Here is an 18,330-nt window from a genome sequence, read left to right as displayed (position 1 = left end):
GCCCGCGCGCACCGGTCAACCTTGCCCCTGCGCGCCCCTTGGGCTAGACCCCGCCGCGAATTGCCCGCGAAGGATCGCTGACCGATGGCCAAGCCACGTAAGACCCCGCGCCCGAGGGCCGAAACGCCCAAGGGCTTCCGCGATTATTTCGGCGCCGAGGTGACCGAACGCGCAGACATGCTCAGCAAGATTGTCGGGGTCTATCACGGCTACGGCTTTGACGCGCTGGAATCGAGCGCGGTAGAGACGGTCGAGGCGCTTGGCAAGTTCCTGCCCGACGTGGATCGGCCGGGCGGGGGGGTCTTTGCCTGGCAGGACGAGGACGAGAAATGGCTGGCGCTGCGCTATGACCTGACCGCGCCGCTCGCCCGTGTCTATGCCCAGCACCGCAATGATTTACCGACACCTTACCGACGCTATGCAGTGGGCCCCGTCTGGCGCAACGAAAAGCCGGGACCGGGGCGATTCCGGCAATTCTATCAATGCGACGCGGACACAGTGGGGACGGCGTCGATGGCCGCCGACGCGGAAATCTGCGCGATGCTCGCCGACACTCTGGAGGCCGTGGGAATCGAGCGCGGCGACTACGTGGTGCGGGTGAACAACCGCAAGGTTTTGAACGGAGTTTTGGAGGCGACGGGCATTCCGGTCGATGACATCGCCACTCGCGATGCGGTGCTGCGGACCATAGACAAGTTCGACAAGGTGGGCGAGAGCGGCGTGCGAGAGTTGCTGGGCAAGGGGCGCCTCGATGCCTCGGGGGCCTACATTGATGGAGTAGGGCTTCTCGAACCGCAGATAGAGCCGGTAGTCGGCTTTCTGATGTCCTTCTCAGAAGTTCAGCGTGACCTCGCATTGGAAGCTACTAGAGCATTCGATGAAGGGGATAGCGAACGAGGTGAGAAGCTAGACCGGGCGCGCCACTCAGTTTCACCCGAATTTAAGGACGATCCAGAGATCCGTAATGATGTCGAAGCGCGGGCAATATGGACCACGAGAGTGTTGGACCATTTACAACGAATTGTCGGCAAATCCGTTATAGGCGCAGAAGGCGTTGAGGAACTTCGCGAGATTTCTGATCTCTTGATGGCGCAAGATTACCACGCCGATAGAATTATCATCGACCCCTCCGTCGTCCGTGGCCTCGGCTACTACACCGGCCCCGTCTTCGAGGCGGAGCTGACCTTTGAAATCCTTGACGAAAAAGGCCGCCCCCGGCAATTCGGCTCGGTCGCGGGCGGGGGTCGCTACGATGACCTCGTTAAGCGCTTCACCGGGCAGGCGGTGCCAGCGACGGGGGTTTCCATCGGGGTGGACCGGCTGCTTGCCGCGCTACGGGACAAGGGGCGCACGGGTGGCGAGGCGCAAGGCCCCGTGGTCGTCACGGTCATGGATCGCGACCGCATGGCGGACTATCAGGCGATGGTGGGCGACCTGCGCCGCGCGGGCATCCGTGCCGAGGTGTATCTCGGCAACCCCAAGAATTTCGGCAACCAGATGAAATATGCCGACCGGCGCGGCAGCCCGGTGGCGATCATCGCGGGCGAGGATGAATTTGCGCGCGACATGGTGCAGATAAAGGACCTGATCCTCGGCGCGCAGATCGCCGAGAACGCGACACTGGAAGAATGGAAGGAACGGCCCAGTCAGGTCGAGGTGCCGCGCGCGCAACTCGTTGAAAGTGTACGTGAAATCCTGTCGAGGCAAGGCTGATGCCAGAGCGCGCCGCGACCCTGGCCGAGGCCGCGCGCCTGCGTGGGCTGTTCGAGGCGGCGGGCGCGCAGTCGGTGGAAACATCCGTGCTGCAACCCGCCGAGGTGCTGCTCGACCTCTATGGCGAGGATATCCGTGCGCGCGCCTACGTGACCTCCGACGCCCTGCGCGGCGAGCAGATGCTGCGGCCCGATTTCACCGTGCCGGTGGTGCAGATGCACATGGAGCATGGCGCGGAACCGGCGCGCTACACCTATTCCGGCGAAGTGTTTCGCCGGCAGGAAGAGGATGCGCGGCGGCCCAACGAATACGTTCAGGTGGGCTTTGAAATCTTCGAGCGTGACGCGCCGGAGACTGCGGATGCCGAAGTTTTCTCGATGTTTTTCAATATCCTGCACCCCCTTCGCCTGCGCGCGGCGACCGGCGATATCGGCATCCTGATGGCCGCCGTCGACGGGCTGCGCACGACCGACAGACGCAAGGCGGCGCTGCGGCGGCATATCTGGCGGCCACGCCGGTTTCGCGCGCTGATCGAGCGGTTCTCGGGTCGCGCGCCCGTGCCCGAGACGCGGGCGGCGCTTTTGTCCGCGCGTGATCCGATGGCCGGGGCAGGGCCGCTGATCGGACTGCGCGGAGAAGACGAAATAATATCCAGAATCAATGCTTTACGTGAGGATGCACAGACCGATCCGATCTCCGAAACCGAAGTTGATCTGCTGGACGCGATTCTCGCCGTGCGCGAAACCTCGCCCAACGCGCTGGAACGGCTGCGCGACATCGCGGTGGACATGGCCGCGATACAGGGCGCGGTGGACCGGCTGGCCCGGCGTCTCGAGGCACTGGATGGGCGTGGCATCGACATCGGGGCGCTCGATTTCGAGGCGAGCTACGGGCGCACGCAGATGGAATACTACGACGGCTTTGTCTTTGGTTTTCATGCAGAAAATCGCCCCGACCTGCCGCCCGTCGCGACCGGCGGGCGCTATGACGCGCTGACCCGGCACCTGGGGCAGGGGCGCGAGATACCTGCGGTGGGCGGAGTGATCCGCCCGGGGCTGGTGCTGGATCTCGGGGGGGTGTCATGAGCCTCAAGCTGGGTGTGCCCTCCAAGGGGCGGCTGATGGACAAGACGGTGGAGTGGTTCGCACGCCACGGCATCGAGCTTGGCCGGAGCGGCTCGGACCGGGAATATGCCGGGTATGTCAAGGGGATAGACGGTGTTGAGCTGGTCCTTCTGTCGGCGGGAGAGATTCCGCGCGAGCTGGCCACCGGGCGCATCCACCTGGGCGTGACGGGCACAGACCTGATCCGCGAAAAGCTCGGTCAGTGGGAACAGCAGGTCGAAGAACTGGCGCCGCTCGGCTTTGGGCAGGCCGATCTGGTGATCGCCGTTCCGCACGCATGGGTCGATGTGAACACCCTTGACGACCTCGATGCCGCCGCTGCCGCATTCCGGCTAAGGCATGGATTTCGCTTGAGAATTGCCACGAAATACCACCGGCTTGTGCGCGAATTCCTGCGCGAGGCAGGGGTGGCGGATTACCAGCTTGTCGATAGCCAGGGCGCGACCGAGGGCACGATCAAGAACGAAACCGCCGAGGCGATTGCCGACATCACCTCGACCGGCGACACCCTGCGCGCCAACCATTTGAAAATACTGGAAGATGGCTTGATCCTGAAGAGCCAGGCGACGCTCTGCCGCGCGCGCGCCGCCGCGCTTTCGGATGCTGAACGCGCGACGCTCGGAGAGCTGCGGGCGCGGCTCGGGGTCGACTGATCCTATGCGAAAACGGGCGGCCCCGGCAGGGCCGCCCGCGCGCGAACCTCCAGGTTCAGGCTTAGAACCGATAGGTTACCCGCACCTGAGCGGTCGTTGCGTCAACGTCGGTGTTAGCATTTCCGAAATTGTCGAACTCGTGGTAAAGCACCTCGCCGCCAACGGAGATGTTCTCGGTCACGAGATGCTCGTAGCCGCCGCCAACGAACCAACCATCGCCGTCGCCGATATTGTCGGTATCAGCCCAGGCATAGCCGCCGGTGCCATAGACGAGGCCCCGCCCAATCTTGTAGCCGCCGCGCAGCTTGGCGCGGAACATCTCTTCGACGCTGGCGTTGGTGCCCGAGAGGCCGATATCGGCGAAATCATAGTCGAGACCACCGCCCAAGACCCAGTTGCCAAAGTCATAGTCGTAGCCCGCGACCAGACCGCCGATGACATCGTCACCATCCACGCCGGCGATATCGGTATCGACCCAGGCCCAGCCAAGCTGACCCCCGGTGTAGAAGCCGGTCCAGTTGGGGGTGGATGGGGCGATCGGGGCCGGAGCCGCGATCACGGGTTCGGAGGTGGGTTCGCTCACGTTGCCTGCCAAGGCGGGCATCGCCGCGAATGCGGCCACTGTCGCGATTGCCGTTGTCGTCTTGAACATCTCGTGTCCTTTCCTTGTTACTCGCTCGGGGCCGAAGGCACCTTGCCCGGCCCGGCGGTCATCACACTGACCGTCTCGGCGCATATCGTGGCCATGCCGGGTAAGGACAAGGGGTGCGGATCTAGGCACGGTTCACGAGCCGGTGATTGGTGGGTTTTCGCTTGTTTTTCAGAGGTTTTAGGCGGATTTTCGCGCGCCGGTGTTGCCGGTTTGCAACGGCGCGGCGATGTCTGCGCCCGTCCGCTTGAAGGCAGCGGGGCGGGCGCAATTCGCGATCAGAAGCGGAACGTGGCACGCACCTGAAGGGTGGTGAAGTCGATGTCGTTGCCGGTGCCGTTGAAGCTGTCGAACTGGTGGTATAGCACCTCGCCGCCGACCGAGAACTGGTCACTGACCATGTATTCGTAGCCCCCGCCGATAAACCAGCCATCATCGTCGCCGAGGTTGCTGGTATCGGCATTGGCCCAGCCCGCCGCGCCGTAGATCAGGCCGCGGTCGATCTTGGGGCCGCCACGGACCTTGAGGCGAAACACCTCTTCGAGATCGGTTCCGGGGGCGACATTGGCATCGGCGAAATCGTAGTCGAGCGCGCCGCCCAGCACCCAATTGCCGAAATCACGGTCATAGCCCAGCGTGACACCGCCCATGAAACTTTCGTCGCTGCTGGTGAGGTCGGAATCGGCGAAACCGTAGCCAAGCTGCCCGCCGACATAGAAGCCGGTCCAGTCCGCCGACCCGCCGATCGCGGTGCCCTGCGAGGAGAGGATCGAGCCGCGGCCCGTCGCCGGGGCGCTGGCCCCGGCGTCAAAGCTCAGGTCGGGCTGCGTCCCGAAAACCGGGGGCGGGGCCGCGGTATCGGTGCCTTGGGCCAATGCCGGGGCGGCAGCGAGGGGAAGCGCGGTGGCGGCGACGAACGCGAGAGTGGTGGAGCGCATGATCCTGTCCTTTCCGTTTCCTTGTCTCTGAAAGGATGGGGACAGGGGGGCGGAGCCGCAATGAACGTTGCGGTCGCGCGTCGTCAAGTGACGGTGAGCGACGCGAGAGGTGCTCAGATCACGCCGATATCCGCGAGCGCGCTCGAAAGCTCCGGCGGCAGGCTGTCGTCGCTTTCGCGAGAGCGCGAGAGATCGGGGGGCGTGTCGCCGGGCGGCAGATAACGCCAGCCCTGGAACGGACGCTTGCGTGCGGTGGCGGTGCGGATGATCTCTGGCTCGAGCACGATGGCGCAGCGGCGGATACCGTCGCTGCCGATCACCTCGTCAAGCCGCAGGATGCGCTGGCGGCATTGCACGAGCCCCTGAATGACCCAGTAGATCGAACCACCGTCGAGCAATTCCTCGGCGCGACGGGGCCACATGCGGGTGACATGCCGAGGGAGGCCGTCCGGCCCCTTGGCACGGGCCGAGCCCTGCCATGCGACAAGATCCTCGACCGAAGAGGTGCCAACGCTCAGCTTGATCAGATTCAGTGCCACGCGAATCCCCTTTTGCACGACATATCGTAGCGCCTTGGTCGCCGGGAGCAAGGGATGGTGGCGCAATCGCTGCCGGCCGCGAAGCATCCCGCCAAGAGAGGCCCCCATCGAGCGTACAAGGGCAAGAACGCTCCGATGCCCCGTGTCGCTTTCTGCAAAAGCGTTTCGCAAAGCTGCACGCGGTGCGCGCGGCGCTTTTGCATCATGGCAGGCAGAAGGAGACACGCCATGACAGCCATGACCAAGCCCCGCAGCCGCTTGGGCGGGCGCGCCGCCCGGAGGAGCAGCCGCAGCGCGCCCAAGTTCGACATGCTGCCCGGCCTCACCCGTGCCCTGCCCACCTGCGAGGTCATGGACCCCGACCAGATCGCGCGGATCGACGCGGCGTCGATGGATATCCTCGAAAACGTGGGCGTGGTGTTTCGTGACGAGATCGCCCTTGCGGATTGGCGTCGCGCAGGCGCCAAGGTGGTGGGCGAGCGTGTCCATCTCGACCGTGGCCTCGTGCGCGACCTGATCGCGACGATCCCGGCGGATTTCACCTATCACGCCCGCGATCCCGAGAAAAACGTGCGCCTCGGCGGGCCGCATTCGATCTTCGTGCCGATGACCGGCGCGCCCTACTTGCGCGATCTCGACGACGTGCGCCGAAACCCCACGCTCGCCGACCTGGCGATGTTTCACAAGCTGAGCCACATGATGCCCGCGCTGCATTCCAGCGCGCATCACATAGTGGAACCCTACGACCACCCGATCAGCCAGCGGCATCTGCGCATCACGTATTCGTCGATGAAACACTCGGACAAGACCTTCATGGGCATGACGACGAGTCCGAAGAACGGCGAGGACGTGATGGAGATGTGCGCCATCCTCTTTGGCGAGGCGTTCATGGACGAGCACCCGGTCACCACCGGCAATTGCAACGGCAACTCGCCGCTGGTCTGGGACGAAACGATGCTGGGGGCGATGCGCGCGTTTTGCCGGCGCAACCAGCCGGTGCTGTGCTCTCCCTTCGTGCTGGGCGGCGCCAACACGCCCGCGAGCGTCCCCGCCACCGTGGCGCAGCTCAACGCCGAGGCGCTCTCGGCGCTGGCCTATACCCAGGTGATCCGCCGCGGCTGTCCGGCGATCTACGGCCACTACCTCTCGACCGTCAGCATGAAATCCGGCGCGCCGATGGCCGGCACACCCGAGATCAGCCTGATGAATTTCATGATCGGCCAGATGGCGCGGTTCTACGGCGTGCCGTGGCGCACCTCGAACACGCTCGGCGGGGCCAAGACCTTCGATGCGCAGGCAGGCTATGAGAGTGCCACGACGCTGTCGGCGGTGATCCATGCCGGGGCCAACTATATCTGGCACTCGGCGGGCTGGAACGAGGCGGGGATGCACTGTTCCGTCGCCAAGTTCGTGGTGGATGCCGAGCAATGCGCGATGGCGCATCGCATGGCCTCGGGTCCGCAATGGGGCGATTTCGAGCAGGCGCTCGCGGCGATCCCCGATGTGGGGCCGGGCGGGCATTACCTCGGCCACCCGCACACGCAGGAGAATTTCCAGACCGCGTTCTTCATGCCGGACCTGTTCGACAACAACCCGATCGGGCAATGGGTGGCGGATGGATCAAAAGAGATCACCGAGCGCGCGCTGGCCTATGCGCGCCGGATGCTCGACGCCTACGAGGAACCAAGGCTCGACGAGGGCGTGAACGAGGCGCTGCTCGACTATATCGCGCGGCGCGAACGCGAGATCCCGGCGGCCGACGCGCTCAACCAGGACTTCTGAGACATCCTCCCTGACCTGGCCCGCCCTTCACGGCGGGCCTTTTCCCTTGGCTTCATCTTGCCCCAAGTATCCCGGGGGAGTCGCCCGCAAGGGCGACGGGGGCAGCGCCCCCGCTTACTCGTCACCCGCGCGCCATTCCTTCCAGCGCAGGACCGCGTTGGCACCGATCTCGCGAAAGGGCTGCGGCGGCAGGCGTTTGGGCGGGTCCTCTGCAGTGAAATGGCGGGTGATGGCGCTCGTGGTGCCGCAGGCCAGTTCCGCCGCACCCATCCCCGTCAGCGTACCGCGCGCGGTGCCGAGGCCGTTCTGCACGCAGGCCGAATAAAGCCCCGGCTCGATCTCGCGCATGACCGACACGCCGTTCAGGCTCAGGCACAGGTGCCCGGCCCAGGCGTGTTCCATGCGCATCCCGGCAAGCTGCGGGAAACGCTGGTCGAACTTGCGCTGCATGACGCGGGCGGCGCGGGCCATGTCTGCCTCGGTCGCGCGCATCCTCGGACGCAGCACCGCGCAGGTGCGGGTGACGATCCGGTTGCCGCCCTGTGCGCTGTCGATCCGGCGCATGGTGGTGCCCATCGGGTCGGAGGGGGTGACGCCCCATCGGGGGCGTCCGCCGAGGCGCCCCAGGGTGTCGGCGTCGAGTTCGGGCGTCATGGTGGCAAATAGAAACACCTGCATCAGCCGCCCGCGCGCGATGCCGAAGCTTTCGAGATGGCCGTTCACCGTCAGGATCACCTTGCCCGCGCTCAGCGGCCCCTTGGGTGTCTCCACCCGCCACGTATCGCCCTGCCGGGCAAGGCCGGTGACGGGGCTCTGCTCATGGATCGCCACGCCCTCGCGCCGCAGCCCGGTGGCGAGCCCACGCACGTAACCGGCGGGCTGGAGCATGACCGTGCCGGGGGTGTAGAGGCCCGAACGGTAATGCGGGCTGCCGGTCAATTCGCGCATCGCCTGCGCGTCGAGCATCTCGGACCTCTCGCCAAGGCTGGCAAGGTGGCGGGCGTAGCTTTCGTTATGGGCATGGGCGGCGGCGCTTGCCGCGCCGTTGACCTTGCCGGAGGGATCGAAGAACGCGGGGTCGATGCCGTACTCTTCTACCGCCGCGCGCCCGAACTCCTGCGCCATGCGGTTGAGCGCGATCATGGTGCGATCATCGCCCGTCCCGGCGTAGTCCTCGCTGGTCAACTCGTGCGGCAGGTCGATCATGAAGCCTGAATTGCGGCCCGCCGCGCCCTCGGCCACGCGCCCGGCATCGAGCAGGGCAATGCGCGCACCGGGGACAAGCTGCGTCAGCCGCCGCGCCGCCGACAGCCCGGCGAAGCCCGCGCCGATCACGGCGATATCGGCGGAGGCGTCACCGTCGAGTGGATGCGCCGCCGCCTGCGCGGGCAGGATCGCGTTCCATGCCGCAGGGCCGAGGTGGCTCGGGGTGGTTGTGGCGCGGTAGTCGCTCAATCCACCGCCTCGTCCGCGTCGTCGGCCAGGTCGAGCCAGATGGTCTTGAGCTGGGTGTACTGGTCATGGGCGTGCAGCCCGTTGTCACGCCCACCGAAGCCCGACTGCTTGTAGCCACCAAACGGCGTGGAGATATCGCCCTCGCCGAAGCTGTTGACCGTGACCGTGCCCGCCCGCAGCATCCGCGCGCCGCGCAGTGCGCGCTTGGCATTGGCGGTGAAAAGCGCGGCACATAGGCCATAGTCGGTGTCATTGGCCACCGCGATGGCCTCGTCGAAGCTGCTTACCTCGATCACGCTCAGGATGGGGCCGAAGATTTCCTCGCGCGCCAGCGGGTGGTCGTTGCCCGGGAGCGCCACGACCGTCGGTTCGACGAAACCTTTTTCGGCCTTGCCGCCGAAAACGATACTCTCCGCCTGATCGAGATAGCCGCAGACCTTGGTGAAATGCGCCTCGCTCACCAGCGCGCCCACGCGGGTTTCGGGATCGAGCGGGTCGCCCACCACCCATTCGCGGGCGTGGGCCTCGATGCGCGACAGCAGCGCCTCCTTGACGTCGCGGTGCACGATGAGGCGCGAGGTGGCGGAACAGTTCTCGCCCATGTTCCAGAACGCGCCCTGCACGATATGCGCGGCGACGCGGTCGAGGTTCTCGGCGTCGTCCATGACGATGGCGGGGTTCTTGCCGCCCATCTCGAGGACGATTTCCTTGGCGTTCGTCTCAGCCGAATAGCCCAGGAACCGTTTGCCGGTGACGGTGGAGCCGGTGAAGCTGACCATGTCCACGTCCATGTGGCGGCCCAGCGGCTCGCCCACCTCCGGCCCGCTGCCGGGCAGCACATTGAGCACACCGCGCGGCAGCCCCGCCTCATGCGCCAGTTCGGCCACGCGCAGCGCGGTGAGCGAGGTCTCCTCGGCCGGTTTCACGATCACCGAACAGCCCGCCGCCAGCGCCGGGCCGATTTTCCACGCGAGCATCAGCAGCGGGAAATTCCACGGCAGGACAAGGCCCACCACGCCAATGGGCTCGCGCAGGATCATGGCGATGTGATCGTCTGAGGCGGGGGCGACCTGATCGTAGATCTTGTCGATCGCCTCGGCGTGCCATTTCAGGCAATGGATGGTCTCGGGCACATCCACCGTCTCGCAATCATAGATGGTCTTGCCCGAATCGAGGCTTTCCATCACCGCGAGGTCCCGCGCGTTGCGGGTCATCAGCTTGGCGAGGCGGATGAGCACCTCCTTGCGCGCGGACGGGTGCAGGCGCGACCAGCGGCCATCGTCAAACGCCTCGCGCGCCTTGGTCACCGCGAAATCCACATCGTCGGCACCGCAGGCGGCGATTTCGGCCAGCGTCTCGCCGGTGGCGGGGTTTGTGCTCGCAAACGTCTTGCCCGTGATCGCCGGGCGGTAGCCGCCGTCGATGAACGCGCCGGTGGGCAGGTCGAGCGTGGCGGCAATGGCCGCATATTCGTCGCGTGTCAGTAGGCCCATGTCTCAGCCCTCCGCCGTAATGGTTGCGATGGTGGTTTTCAGAACGCGCACCACCTGTTCCAATGCGCGCTTGTCGTCCTTGTTCAGCCCCTTGAGGGGCGGGCGCACGGGGCCCGCGTCGATGCCGGTCATGGTCACGCCGTGCTTGATCGTCTGGATGAACTTGCCGCCCTGCTCCAGCACCCGCATCAGCGGCAGCATCGCCGACATGATGCGCCGCCCCTCGGCGAAGTCACCCTCGACCACGCAGGCGTTGTAGAGCGCGATATGCTCGGCGGGCAGGAAGTTGGAGCCGCCACAAACCCAGAAGGGCGCGCCCCAGGCGAAGAATTCCAAGGCTTGGTCGTCCATGCCGCAACCCATCTGGATATGCGGATAGTCGCGGGCCAGCAGGTGAACGCGGTTGATATCGCCCGAGCTTTCCTTGATGCCGCAGAAATTGCGGCTGCGACCGACCCGGTCGAGAAACTCCTCGCCCATCATCGTGCCAGTGCGGCCGGGATAGTTGTAGAGCATCACCGGCAGGCCCGCCGCGCGGTCGATGGCGAGCGCGTTGAGCGCGTTCTCGCGGTCCGTGGGCACAGCGTAGGGGGGCGAGGCCAGCAGGATGGCATCGGCGCCGATCTCGCGGGCGGCCTTGGCCAGGGCGATGGAATCGCTGGTCAGCATCGCGCCGGTGCCCATCACCAGCGGCACGCGGCCCTTGATCATATCGTGGGTCAGCCGGGCAAGCTCCACCCGCTCGGCCACGGTCTGGGCATAGTTCTCGCCGGTGGAACCGCCGGTGATGAGGCCGTGCACGCCGCTGCCGATCAGGTGCTCGATCACCTGCCCGAGGGCTGCGCGATTCACCGTGCCGTCAGGGTGATAGGGGGTGATGACGGGGGTATAGATGCCGTCGAAGCGGAAGATCGGGGTCATGGCGGTCCTCATGCGGGGCTGGAGCGGGTGAGACGCCCCATCGGCACGTCGATGGCGGCAGGCATCACGAAACGTTCGATCTGGTGGCGCGAGAGGTTCCAGTGATCCTCGGCCAGCCCAGCCGCCGCGGCCTCGTCACGGTCGGCGATGGCGTCGATGATGGCGTCGTGCTGGCGGCTGGCCTCGGCCACGTTGCCGACCATGTCGGCGGTATCGGCGCGGTAGAAGGTCATGGAAATGCGCGCGTGGTCGATCAGCAGGCGGTGGAAGGAGGGCAAGAGGTAGATGTTGCCCGCCATCTCGCCGGTGATCTCGTGAAAGCGGTTGTTGGCCAGCGTGCGATCGGGGGTGGAGCCGGCGCGCAGCGCGGCGCGGAACGTCTCTTGCGCGGCGCGCAGGGCGGCGATTTGCATGTCGGTGGCGTTCTGCGCCGCGAGCCGCAGGATCGCGCCGTAGATCATCGGCGCGGCGAGGAAGAAATCGCGCAGGGTGGTGTGCGACAGGTCCGACACCCGCGGGCCGCGATTGTCGCGCAGGTCGACATAGCCCAGCCCCGCCAATTCGCGGAACACCTCGCGCACGGGGGTGCGCGACAGGTCGAACTCGGCGCAGATCGCGGCCTCGTCGAGATCGGCACCGGGGCGCAACGCGGTGGTGAGAATCGCGTGTTTGAGATGCGTTGAAAGCGCGGTCTTGCGGTCCCTGGCGGCCATCTCCGGACCTCCCTCACAGTGAATTATCGCTTGCCTTCTATATAATACAGATTGTATACGCAATGGATAAATTCTGACTCGCGTTAGTTTGCTACCGATCAGGATGCCGCCCGCCGATGGACTCGCCATGAAGAAGCCGCAGCACTTCGTCTTTGTCCTCGTCGAGGACTTTTCGCACCTCGCGTTCGCCTGCGCGGTCGAGCCGTTGCGCATCGCCAACCTGCTGAGCGGCGAAACGCTCTATCGCTGGTCCTTCGCCTCCGAGGACGGGCAGAGCGCGACCTGCTCCAACCGGTCGGTGACGCTGGTGCATCACGGGCTCGACAAGCTGCCCGTGTGCGACCGGCTGTTCATCCTGTCGGGGATCAACATGCGACAGCACGTCACCCGCCCGCTGCTGAACATGCTGCGGCGCGAGGCGCGGCACGGCACGCCCATCGGGGCGCTGTGTTCGGGGGCGTGGGTGCTGGCCGAGGACGGGTTTCTCAACGGGATGAAGGCGGCGATCCACTGGGAATTTCATGACAGCTTCATGGAGCGGTTTCCCGAGGTGAACCTCGTGCGCAACGTGTTCGTCGCGGACGAGCGGCATCTCACCGCCTCTGGCGGGACGGCAACGGCGGACCTGATACTACACCTGATCGAGCGCGACCACGGCCATGACCTGTCGATGGCGGTGGCCGACCAGATGGTCTATAGCGCGGCGCGTGAGGCGACGGCGGCACAGCGCGTGTCACTGCAATCGCGCAACGGTATTCGCAATGCACATCTCACCCGTGCCATCGAACGAATGCGCGAGACGATCGAGGAGCCGATGAGCCCTGCGCAGATCGCCGCGGAGATCGGCATTTCAACGCGTCAGTTGGAGCGGCTCTTCGGGAAGTTTCTCAATACCTCGCCCAAAAAGTACTTCATGGATATGCGGCTCGACCGCGCGCGGAACCTGCTCATCCAGACCGAGGCGCCGGTGATCGATATCGCGCTCGCCTGTGGATTCGAAAGCTCGGGCCATTTCTCGCGGGTCTACCGGGCCGCCTATGGCGTGGCCCCGACGCAGCAGCGCGGGCGGCTGACGTAAGGTGCCCTGAAGCCGGGCAGGTGTTGTCGGATTGGTGGAGGAAATTTACATACAGTCATGATTGTTTGTTGCCAAAGTGGCTTACCTGTGCTGTGCTCGGGTCAAGGGGTATGTGATGATGGGACAGCACGACAACACCGAGACCGAGGGCACCGGGACGCCACGCCGCCGGACGCAGGACGAGCGCTCTGCCGCCACCATAGAGAAGCTGTGCAACGCCACCATCTCGCTCATCGCCGAAGTGGGCTATGCCAACCTCACCACGACGATGATCGCGCGGCGTGCGGAAATATCGCGCGGGGCGATCCTGCACCATTTCGACACGCGCGCCGACCTCGTGAAGCGGGCAACCGGCGGGATGTGGGCCTCGGTGGTGGAGGCCGCAGCCGCGATTCGGGCCGATCATCGCGCCGGGGGGCTGACGGCGGAAGAGTTCATCGAGCGCTCCTGGACGGGGTTGATGACGGATACCTACGTGTCGGTCACCATCGACATGATGACCGCCTCGCGCGGTGATGCGGACCTGCGCCAGCATGTCGAGAGCTGGATGCGGCGCATGTTCTCCAGCTATCGCCGCACCGCGCGCGAGGTGTTCGGCGATTCCGGGCTGACCCCGGAGGAGGCCGAGACGCTGATGCTGGTGGTGACATCTTCGCTGCGCGGGCTGCGCGTGGGGCAGATGATCGAGCCCGACCCGGCAAGGGCGCGGGCGGCGCTGGCGCTGCTGGCCGAGGTGATCCGCGCGCGCGTGAGCACGGGATTCAGCCCATGAGCCCCCTGCTCGAAGCGCGCGGCATGAGCCGCAGCTTTGGCGGCGTGCAGGCCGTGCGCGACATGTCGCTCGACGTGGAACGGGGCACGATCACCGGCCTCATCGGCCCCAACGGCGCGGGGAAATCGACCCTGTTCAACCTGCTGAGCGGCGTCATCCGCGCGGATGCGGGCGAGGTGCGCCTGAAGGGGCAGGACATCACCCGGCTGGCCCCGTGGCGGCGGGCGCGGCTGGGCCTGATCCGCACGTTCCAGCTTGCCCGCGAGTTTCAGCGCATGACCGTGCTGGAAAACTTGATGCTGGCACCGCAGGCGCAGCTTGGCGAGCGGTTCTGGCCGATCTTCCTGCGCCCCGGCGCGGTGCGCGCGCAGGAGGCGGAGGTGTATCGCCGCGCCTGCGAGGTGATGGAAATCGCCACGCTGACGCATCTGCGCGACGATTATGCCGGCGACCTGTCCGGCGGGCAGAAGAAGCTGCTGGAACTCGCCCGAACGCTGATGATCGACTGCGACCTGATCCTGCTCGACGAGCCGGGGGCGGGGGTGAACCCGGCGCTGATGAACACGCTGACCGAGATGATCCGTCGGCTCAACCGCGAGCACGGAAAGACCTTTCTCATTGTCGAGCATGACATGGACATGATCGCGCAGCTTTGCGACCCGGTGGTGGTGATGACGCAGGGCAGCCTGCTGACCAAGGGCAGTTTCGACGAGTTGCGCCGCCACCCAGAGGTGATCGAGGCCTATCTCGGGAGGGTCGCCGATGCCTGAAACGGTGCTTGCAGCAGAGAGCCTGACGTCAGGCTATGGCAAGGCGGTGATCTGCCAGGACGTGTCGCTCGCACTGGCCGAAGGCGAGATCACCTGCGTGATCGGGCCGAACGGCGCGGGGAAATCGACCCTGCTCAAGACCATTGCCGGAGTGGTACGCCCCATGTCGGGAAGCGTTCGGATCGCCGGGCGCGAGATCGCCGGACTTCCTGCGCCGCGCATCGCGCGATCGGGTATGGCCTATGTGCCGCAAGAGGCCAACGTCTTCCGCCAACTCACCACGCACGAGAACCTGACCATGGGTGCATGGACCGATCCGGGCCGGGCCGAGGCCGCCTGCGCGCGGGTCTACGGGATGTTCCCGGATCTAAAGCCGCTGCGCCGGGTGCGCGCGGGCAATCTGTCAGGCGGGCAGCGGCAGATGGTGGCCTTTGGCATGGCGATGATGCTGGAGCCGCGGGTGCTGTTGCTCGACGAGCCGTCGGCGGGGCTGTCGCCGCTGATGGTGCGGCATATGTTCGACATCGTGCGCCGCGTCAACGCCGACGGTGTGGCGATCCTGATGGTGGAACAGAACGCCATCGAGGGGCTGCGAGTCGCGCATCGCGGGATCGTGATGGCAGCGGGGCGCGTCGCGCTTGAAGGGACGGCCGGGGCGCTGCTGGACTCGAGCGAAGTATCGGAACTTTACCTGGGGACGCGGGCATGAGCCTTCAGATGATCGTCAACGCGCTGGTCAATGCTGCCCTCATCGCGCCGCCAGCGATGGCCTTTTCGCTGCTGTTCGGGATCCTGCGCTTTCCGAATTTCGCGATCGGCGGCTACATCACGGTGGGGGCCTTTGCCGCCTTCACGCTCAACGTCCCGCTGGGCCTGCCCTTGCCGCTGGCGGCGGCGGGGGCGATGGCGGTGACCGCGCTGGTGGTCTGGGGTGCGCATGTGCTGGTGTTCCGACCGATGGAGGGACAGTCTGCGATCACGCTTCTGGTGGTGTCGATCGCGGTGACGCTGATCCTAGAGAACGTGATCCGGCTGTTTTATTCGGCGGATGTGCGCGGCTTTGACATCCCGCTGCAACGCCCGTGGAAGGTATTCGGCGCGCACATCACCCCCGAACAGGTGGAGATCATCGGCTGGAGCCTGGCCATCGGTGTCATGCTGCACCTGCTGCTGGCGCATACCCGCATCGGGCGGGCGATGCGGGCGGTGGCGGACAACCCGATGCTGGCGGCGATCCGGGGGGTGAACGCAGGCCGCGTCACGGCCTTTACCACCGCCATCTGCGGGGCGCTGTTCGGGCTGACCGGGGTGTTTGCCGGGCTCGATCTGGTGATCGAGCCGCTGGTGGGCTGGAACCTCACGATCCCGATTTTCGCGGCCGCGATCCTCGGCGGCATCGGCTCGCCCTACGGCGCGATCCTGGGCGCGTTGCTGGTAGGTCTGGCGGAGGAGGCCACGATCCTCGTGCTGCCCTCGACCTACAAGATCGCGGTGGGCTTCGTCATCATCGCGGTGCTGCTGCTGGTGCGCCCGCAAGGGCTGTTCGGGACGGCGGAGATCAAGAAATGAGCGCGTATCTCGTCTCGATGGGCACGTTCGTTGGGTTCTTTATGATCCTCGCACTGGCGCTCAACCTGCAATGGGGGATCACCGGGATGGTCAATTTCGGCATTGCCGGGTTCTATGCGCTGGGGGCCTATACCTCGGGGCTCTTGTCGGCAAAGCTGGGCGTCCCGGTGGGCCTCGCGATTCCGGCGGCCTGCCTTGCGGGGCTGGTCATGGGGGCGGCGGTGGCGCTGTTGTCGGTGCGATTGCGCGAGGATTTCCTCGCCATCGTGACGCTGGGCGTGGGCGAGGTGATCCGGCTGATCGTGCTCAACGAGGATCAGATCACCGAAGGCCCGCGCGGATTGCGGATCGAGGCGCGGCCTTTCGGCGAAATGATCGGCCCCGACCTCTACCCGCTCTTTTATCTCGGCCTCGTCGCGGCCTGCGTGCTGCTGACTTATGCGGTCTGCGAGGCGATCAGGCGCGCGCCGATGGGCCGCACGCTGCGCGCGATCCGCGAGGATGACGTGGTGGCCGAGGTGCTGGGCAAGAACGTTCTGTTGCACCGGGTGCAGATCTTTGCGGTGGGCGGGTTCTTCATGGGCCTCGCCGGGGCGCTTTATGCTCATTACGTGCAGAATATCAGCCCCGAGGTGTTCATGCCCGTGGTGGCGATGTTCATCTGGATGTCCGTGATCGTCGGCGGTGCGGGCAACAATCGCGGCATATTGCTCGGCGCGGGGGCGGTGATGGTGTTCCTGGAAGGAACCCGCTTCGTCGGTGATTTCACCGATGCGCTCGACGCCGAGAAGATGTCGGCGCTGCGGATCATCGCCATCGGCCTCTTGCTCATCGTGACGCTACGGCTGCGCCCGCGCGGATTGCTGCCGGAACGGAAATTCAAGGCCCCTTCCGACTGAAGCGCCCGACAGAAGGCGCCCGACCTCAAACCAACAAGGAGACTGCCATGAAGACCCTGATGACCAGACGCACGCTTCTCGCCAGCGGCGTGGCGACGCTTGCCGCGCCGTCGATCCTGCGCGCGCAGGAGGGCGATATCGCCATCGGATCGCTGACGCCCAACACCGGCGGCGGCGGCCCGTTCGGCCCCAACATCACCGCCTCGCACAAGCGGGTGGCCGAAGCGGTGAACGCCGCAGGTGGCGTTCTCGGCCGGCAGATCCGGCTCTACCAGGAGAACTCCGAGACCAACCCGGAAACGGCGGTGCGCGCCGCGGACAAGCTCATCAACGTCAACGGGGTGCTGGGGATCATCGGTACATGGTCATCCTCGGTGACGCTGGGGATCATGCCCAAGTGCCAGAGCGCGGGGGTGATCCAGATGTGCACCTCGTCAAGCTCTGACATCCCGGTGGCCGACGAGAAGGGGCTTGTGTTCAACTTTCAGCCGCTGTCGCCGATCTGGGGCCGCGCCATCGCCGACCTGGTGCTGAGCCGTGGCATCGACAGTTATGCACTGATGGCGCTCAACAACGACTTCACTCGCTCGATGATGGACGGCTTCATCGAGAAGGTGGGGCAGGACGCGATCGTGCAGGAGCCGTTCTACTACAATGCCGGGCAATCCTCCTACCGCTCGGAGGTGACGCAGCTGATCGAAAAATCGCCTGAGGCGGTGTTCATTCCGTCCTATGTCAGCGATTTTACCGCCGTTTATAAAGAGCTTTACCGGCAGGGATACGAAGGCGTCGTCATCACCACCTCGCTGTCCACGGGAACGCAGTTCAAGGACACCGTGGGCGCGGCGGGCGACGGGGTGATTCACGGCTTCCCGGTCCCGGCACTTTCCTCACCCGCCTACAAGCAATATCTGGATGAGGTGGGGCTGGAGGATACCGGCTCGGTGCAGCACCCGTTCGGCACCGCCGGACGCGACCAGATGTCGGCGCTTTTGCTGGCCATCGAGAAGGCCGGCACGACCGACAGCGCCGCCGTGGCGCAGGCCATCTGGGACGTAACCACCGGCGAGGGCAAGACCACCGTTTACAACGTCGCCGACGGGCTCGCGGCGCTGCGCGCGGGCGAGGAGATCAACTATTCGGGTGCGTCCGGCAGCCTCGAATTCAACGAGGAGGGCATGGTGCTCGGGCGCGATTTCCAGCTCTCGGAAATCCGGGACGGGCAGGACGTGGTCCTGCAACGTCTCGAATTCTGAAACCCA

The 18,330-nt window shown here is 65.6% G+C and carries 18 protein-coding genes; 11 read left to right on the top strand and 7 right to left on the bottom strand.

All coding sequences use genetic code 11. From position 1 onward, the window contains the following. Positions 1-84: 84 nt before the first annotated feature. From hisS to hisG, 3 genes are read left to right on the top strand one after another with little or no spacing between them, the layout of a single operon-like run. Complete coding sequence (gene hisS / locus CRJ03_RS06985) at positions 85-1,713, top strand: histidine--tRNA ligase (protein WP_104018182.1); 1,629 nt, start codon at positions 85-87, stop codon at positions 1,711-1,713. After that, positions 1,713-2,798: an ATP phosphoribosyltransferase regulatory subunit gene (locus CRJ03_RS06980; protein ID WP_104018181.1), complete on the top strand. Its 1,086-nt coding sequence runs from the start codon at positions 1,713-1,715 to the stop codon at positions 2,796-2,798. Before hisS ends, CRJ03_RS06980 begins: the two co-directional genes overlap by 1 nt. Continuing rightward, positions 2,795-3,490: an ATP phosphoribosyltransferase gene (gene hisG / locus CRJ03_RS06975; protein WP_104018180.1), complete on the top strand. Its 696-nt coding sequence runs from the start codon at positions 2,795-2,797 to the stop codon at positions 3,488-3,490. Before CRJ03_RS06980 ends, hisG begins: the two co-directional genes overlap by 4 nt. Positions 3,491-3,551: 61 nt before the next feature. Here the strand turns inward: hisG and CRJ03_RS06970 are convergent, their stop codons facing one another. The 3 genes from CRJ03_RS06970 to CRJ03_RS06960 all read right to left on the bottom strand — a co-directional run bounded on the left by CRJ03_RS06970 (position 3,552) and on the right by CRJ03_RS06960 (position 5,616). After that, on the bottom strand, positions 3,552-4,142 hold the full coding sequence (locus CRJ03_RS06970; protein ID WP_104018179.1) for an outer membrane protein: 591 nt from the start codon (positions 4,140-4,142) through the stop codon (positions 3,552-3,554). Between the two features lie 275 nt (positions 4,143-4,417). Continuing rightward, positions 4,418-5,077 (bottom strand): outer membrane protein, encoded by a 660-nt coding sequence (locus CRJ03_RS06965; RefSeq protein ID WP_104018178.1) that lies wholly within the window; start codon positions 5,075-5,077, stop codon positions 4,418-4,420. A 113-nt stretch (positions 5,078-5,190) separates the two neighbouring features. Further along, complete coding sequence (locus CRJ03_RS06960; RefSeq protein ID WP_240611590.1) at positions 5,191-5,616, bottom strand: DUF1489 family protein; 426 nt, start codon at positions 5,614-5,616, stop codon at positions 5,191-5,193. A 228-nt stretch (positions 5,617-5,844) separates the two neighbouring features. Between CRJ03_RS06960 and CRJ03_RS06955 the strand changes: the two genes are divergently transcribed. Then, complete coding sequence (locus tag CRJ03_RS06955) at positions 5,845-7,398, top strand: trimethylamine methyltransferase family protein (RefSeq protein WP_104018177.1); 1,554 nt, start codon at positions 5,845-5,847, stop codon at positions 7,396-7,398. 114 nt (positions 7,399-7,512) lie between these two features. Here the strand turns inward: CRJ03_RS06955 and CRJ03_RS06950 are convergent, their stop codons facing one another. Genes CRJ03_RS06950 through CRJ03_RS06935 form a run of 4 tightly spaced genes read right to left on the bottom strand, consistent with a single transcriptional unit; the run spans position 7,513 to position 11,980 of the window. Then, positions 7,513-8,853 (bottom strand): NAD(P)/FAD-dependent oxidoreductase, encoded by a 1,341-nt coding sequence (locus tag CRJ03_RS06950; protein ID WP_104018176.1) that lies wholly within the window; start codon positions 8,851-8,853, stop codon positions 7,513-7,515. Further along, positions 8,850-10,346, bottom strand: a complete 1,497-nt coding sequence (locus CRJ03_RS06945; RefSeq protein WP_104018175.1) for an aldehyde dehydrogenase — start codon at positions 10,344-10,346, stop codon at positions 8,850-8,852. The genes CRJ03_RS06950 and CRJ03_RS06945 overlap by 4 nt, the downstream gene beginning before the upstream one ends. 3 nt (positions 10,347-10,349) lie before the next feature. Further along, a complete protein-coding gene (locus CRJ03_RS06940) occupies positions 10,350-11,267 on the bottom strand; it encodes a dihydrodipicolinate synthase family protein (RefSeq protein WP_104018174.1) in 918 nt (305 codons plus the stop codon). Positions 11,268-11,275: 8 nt separating this feature from the next. Further along, positions 11,276-11,980 (bottom strand): GntR family transcriptional regulator, encoded by a 705-nt coding sequence (locus CRJ03_RS06935; RefSeq protein ID WP_104018173.1) that lies wholly within the window; start codon positions 11,978-11,980, stop codon positions 11,276-11,278. A 127-nt stretch (positions 11,981-12,107) separates the two neighbouring features. Between CRJ03_RS06935 and CRJ03_RS06930 the strand changes: the two genes are divergently transcribed. The 7 genes from CRJ03_RS06930 to CRJ03_RS06900 all read left to right on the top strand — a co-directional run bounded on the left by CRJ03_RS06930 (position 12,108) and on the right by CRJ03_RS06900 (position 18,324). Beyond that, a complete protein-coding gene (locus tag CRJ03_RS06930; protein WP_104018172.1) occupies positions 12,108-13,058 on the top strand; it encodes a GlxA family transcriptional regulator in 951 nt (316 codons plus the stop codon). Positions 13,059-13,176: 118 nt separating this feature from the next. Further along, on the top strand, positions 13,177-13,830 hold the full coding sequence (locus tag CRJ03_RS06925; RefSeq protein WP_165375275.1) for a TetR/AcrR family transcriptional regulator: 654 nt from the start codon (positions 13,177-13,179) through the stop codon (positions 13,828-13,830). After that, complete coding sequence (locus CRJ03_RS06920; RefSeq protein ID WP_104018170.1) at positions 13,827-14,600, top strand: ABC transporter ATP-binding protein; 774 nt, start codon at positions 13,827-13,829, stop codon at positions 14,598-14,600. Before CRJ03_RS06925 ends, CRJ03_RS06920 begins: the two co-directional genes overlap by 4 nt. Next, a complete protein-coding gene (locus tag CRJ03_RS06915; RefSeq protein ID WP_104018169.1) occupies positions 14,593-15,309 on the top strand; it encodes an ABC transporter ATP-binding protein in 717 nt (238 codons plus the stop codon). The genes CRJ03_RS06920 and CRJ03_RS06915 overlap by 8 nt, the downstream gene beginning before the upstream one ends. Further along, the gene (locus tag CRJ03_RS06910; RefSeq protein WP_104018168.1) at positions 15,306-16,169 is read left to right on the top strand and encodes a branched-chain amino acid ABC transporter permease; all 864 of its coding nucleotides are present in this window, start codon (positions 15,306-15,308) and stop codon (positions 16,167-16,169) included. Before CRJ03_RS06915 ends, CRJ03_RS06910 begins: the two co-directional genes overlap by 4 nt. After that, on the top strand, positions 16,166-17,068 hold the full coding sequence (locus CRJ03_RS06905) for a branched-chain amino acid ABC transporter permease (RefSeq protein ID WP_104018167.1): 903 nt from the start codon (positions 16,166-16,168) through the stop codon (positions 17,066-17,068). Before CRJ03_RS06910 ends, CRJ03_RS06905 begins: the two co-directional genes overlap by 4 nt. Positions 17,069-17,115: 47 nt before the next feature. Continuing rightward, positions 17,116-18,324 (top strand): ABC transporter substrate-binding protein, encoded by a 1,209-nt coding sequence (locus CRJ03_RS06900; protein WP_240611589.1) that lies wholly within the window; start codon positions 17,116-17,118, stop codon positions 18,322-18,324. Positions 18,325-18,330: the final 6 nt, after the last annotated feature.

This window comes from Roseovarius nitratireducens, assembly GCF_002925845.1.
Classification (GTDB): domain Bacteria; phylum Pseudomonadota; class Alphaproteobacteria; order Rhodobacterales; family Rhodobacteraceae; genus Roseovarius; species Roseovarius nitratireducens.
This window is presented reverse-complemented; position numbering and strand designations above follow the sequence as displayed.

Coding starts and splice junctions, on each gene's coding strand:
- hisS (WP_104018182.1), top strand. CDS start 85: ATGGCCAAGCCACGTAAGACCCCGCGCCCGAGGGCCGAAACGCCCAAG.
- CRJ03_RS06980 (WP_104018181.1), top strand. CDS start 1,713: ATGCCAGAGCGCGCCGCGACCCTGGCCGAGGCCGCGCGCCTGCGTGGG.
- hisG (WP_104018180.1), top strand. CDS start 2,795: ATGAGCCTCAAGCTGGGTGTGCCCTCCAAGGGGCGGCTGATGGACAAG.
- CRJ03_RS06970 (WP_104018179.1), bottom strand. CDS start 4,142: ATGTTCAAGACGACAACGGCAATCGCGACAGTGGCCGCATTCGCGGCG.
- CRJ03_RS06965 (WP_104018178.1), bottom strand. CDS start 5,077: ATGCGCTCCACCACTCTCGCGTTCGTCGCCGCCACCGCGCTTCCCCTC.
- CRJ03_RS06955 (WP_104018177.1), top strand. CDS start 5,845: ATGACAGCCATGACCAAGCCCCGCAGCCGCTTGGGCGGGCGCGCCGCC.
- CRJ03_RS06945 (WP_104018175.1), bottom strand. CDS start 10,346: ATGGGCCTACTGACACGCGACGAATATGCGGCCATTGCCGCCACGCTC.
- CRJ03_RS06940 (WP_104018174.1), bottom strand. CDS start 11,267: ATGACCCCGATCTTCCGCTTCGACGGCATCTATACCCCCGTCATCACC.
- CRJ03_RS06935 (WP_104018173.1), bottom strand. CDS start 11,980: ATGGCCGCCAGGGACCGCAAGACCGCGCTTTCAACGCATCTCAAACAC.
- CRJ03_RS06930 (WP_104018172.1), top strand. CDS start 12,108: ATGAAGAAGCCGCAGCACTTCGTCTTTGTCCTCGTCGAGGACTTTTCG.
- CRJ03_RS06925 (WP_165375275.1), top strand. CDS start 13,177: ATGGGACAGCACGACAACACCGAGACCGAGGGCACCGGGACGCCACGC.
- CRJ03_RS06920 (WP_104018170.1), top strand. CDS start 13,827: ATGAGCCCCCTGCTCGAAGCGCGCGGCATGAGCCGCAGCTTTGGCGGC.
- CRJ03_RS06915 (WP_104018169.1), top strand. CDS start 14,593: ATGCCTGAAACGGTGCTTGCAGCAGAGAGCCTGACGTCAGGCTATGGC.
- CRJ03_RS06910 (WP_104018168.1), top strand. CDS start 15,306: ATGAGCCTTCAGATGATCGTCAACGCGCTGGTCAATGCTGCCCTCATC.
- CRJ03_RS06905 (WP_104018167.1), top strand. CDS start 16,166: ATGAGCGCGTATCTCGTCTCGATGGGCACGTTCGTTGGGTTCTTTATG.
- CRJ03_RS06900 (WP_240611589.1), top strand. CDS start 17,116: ATGAAGACCCTGATGACCAGACGCACGCTTCTCGCCAGCGGCGTGGCG.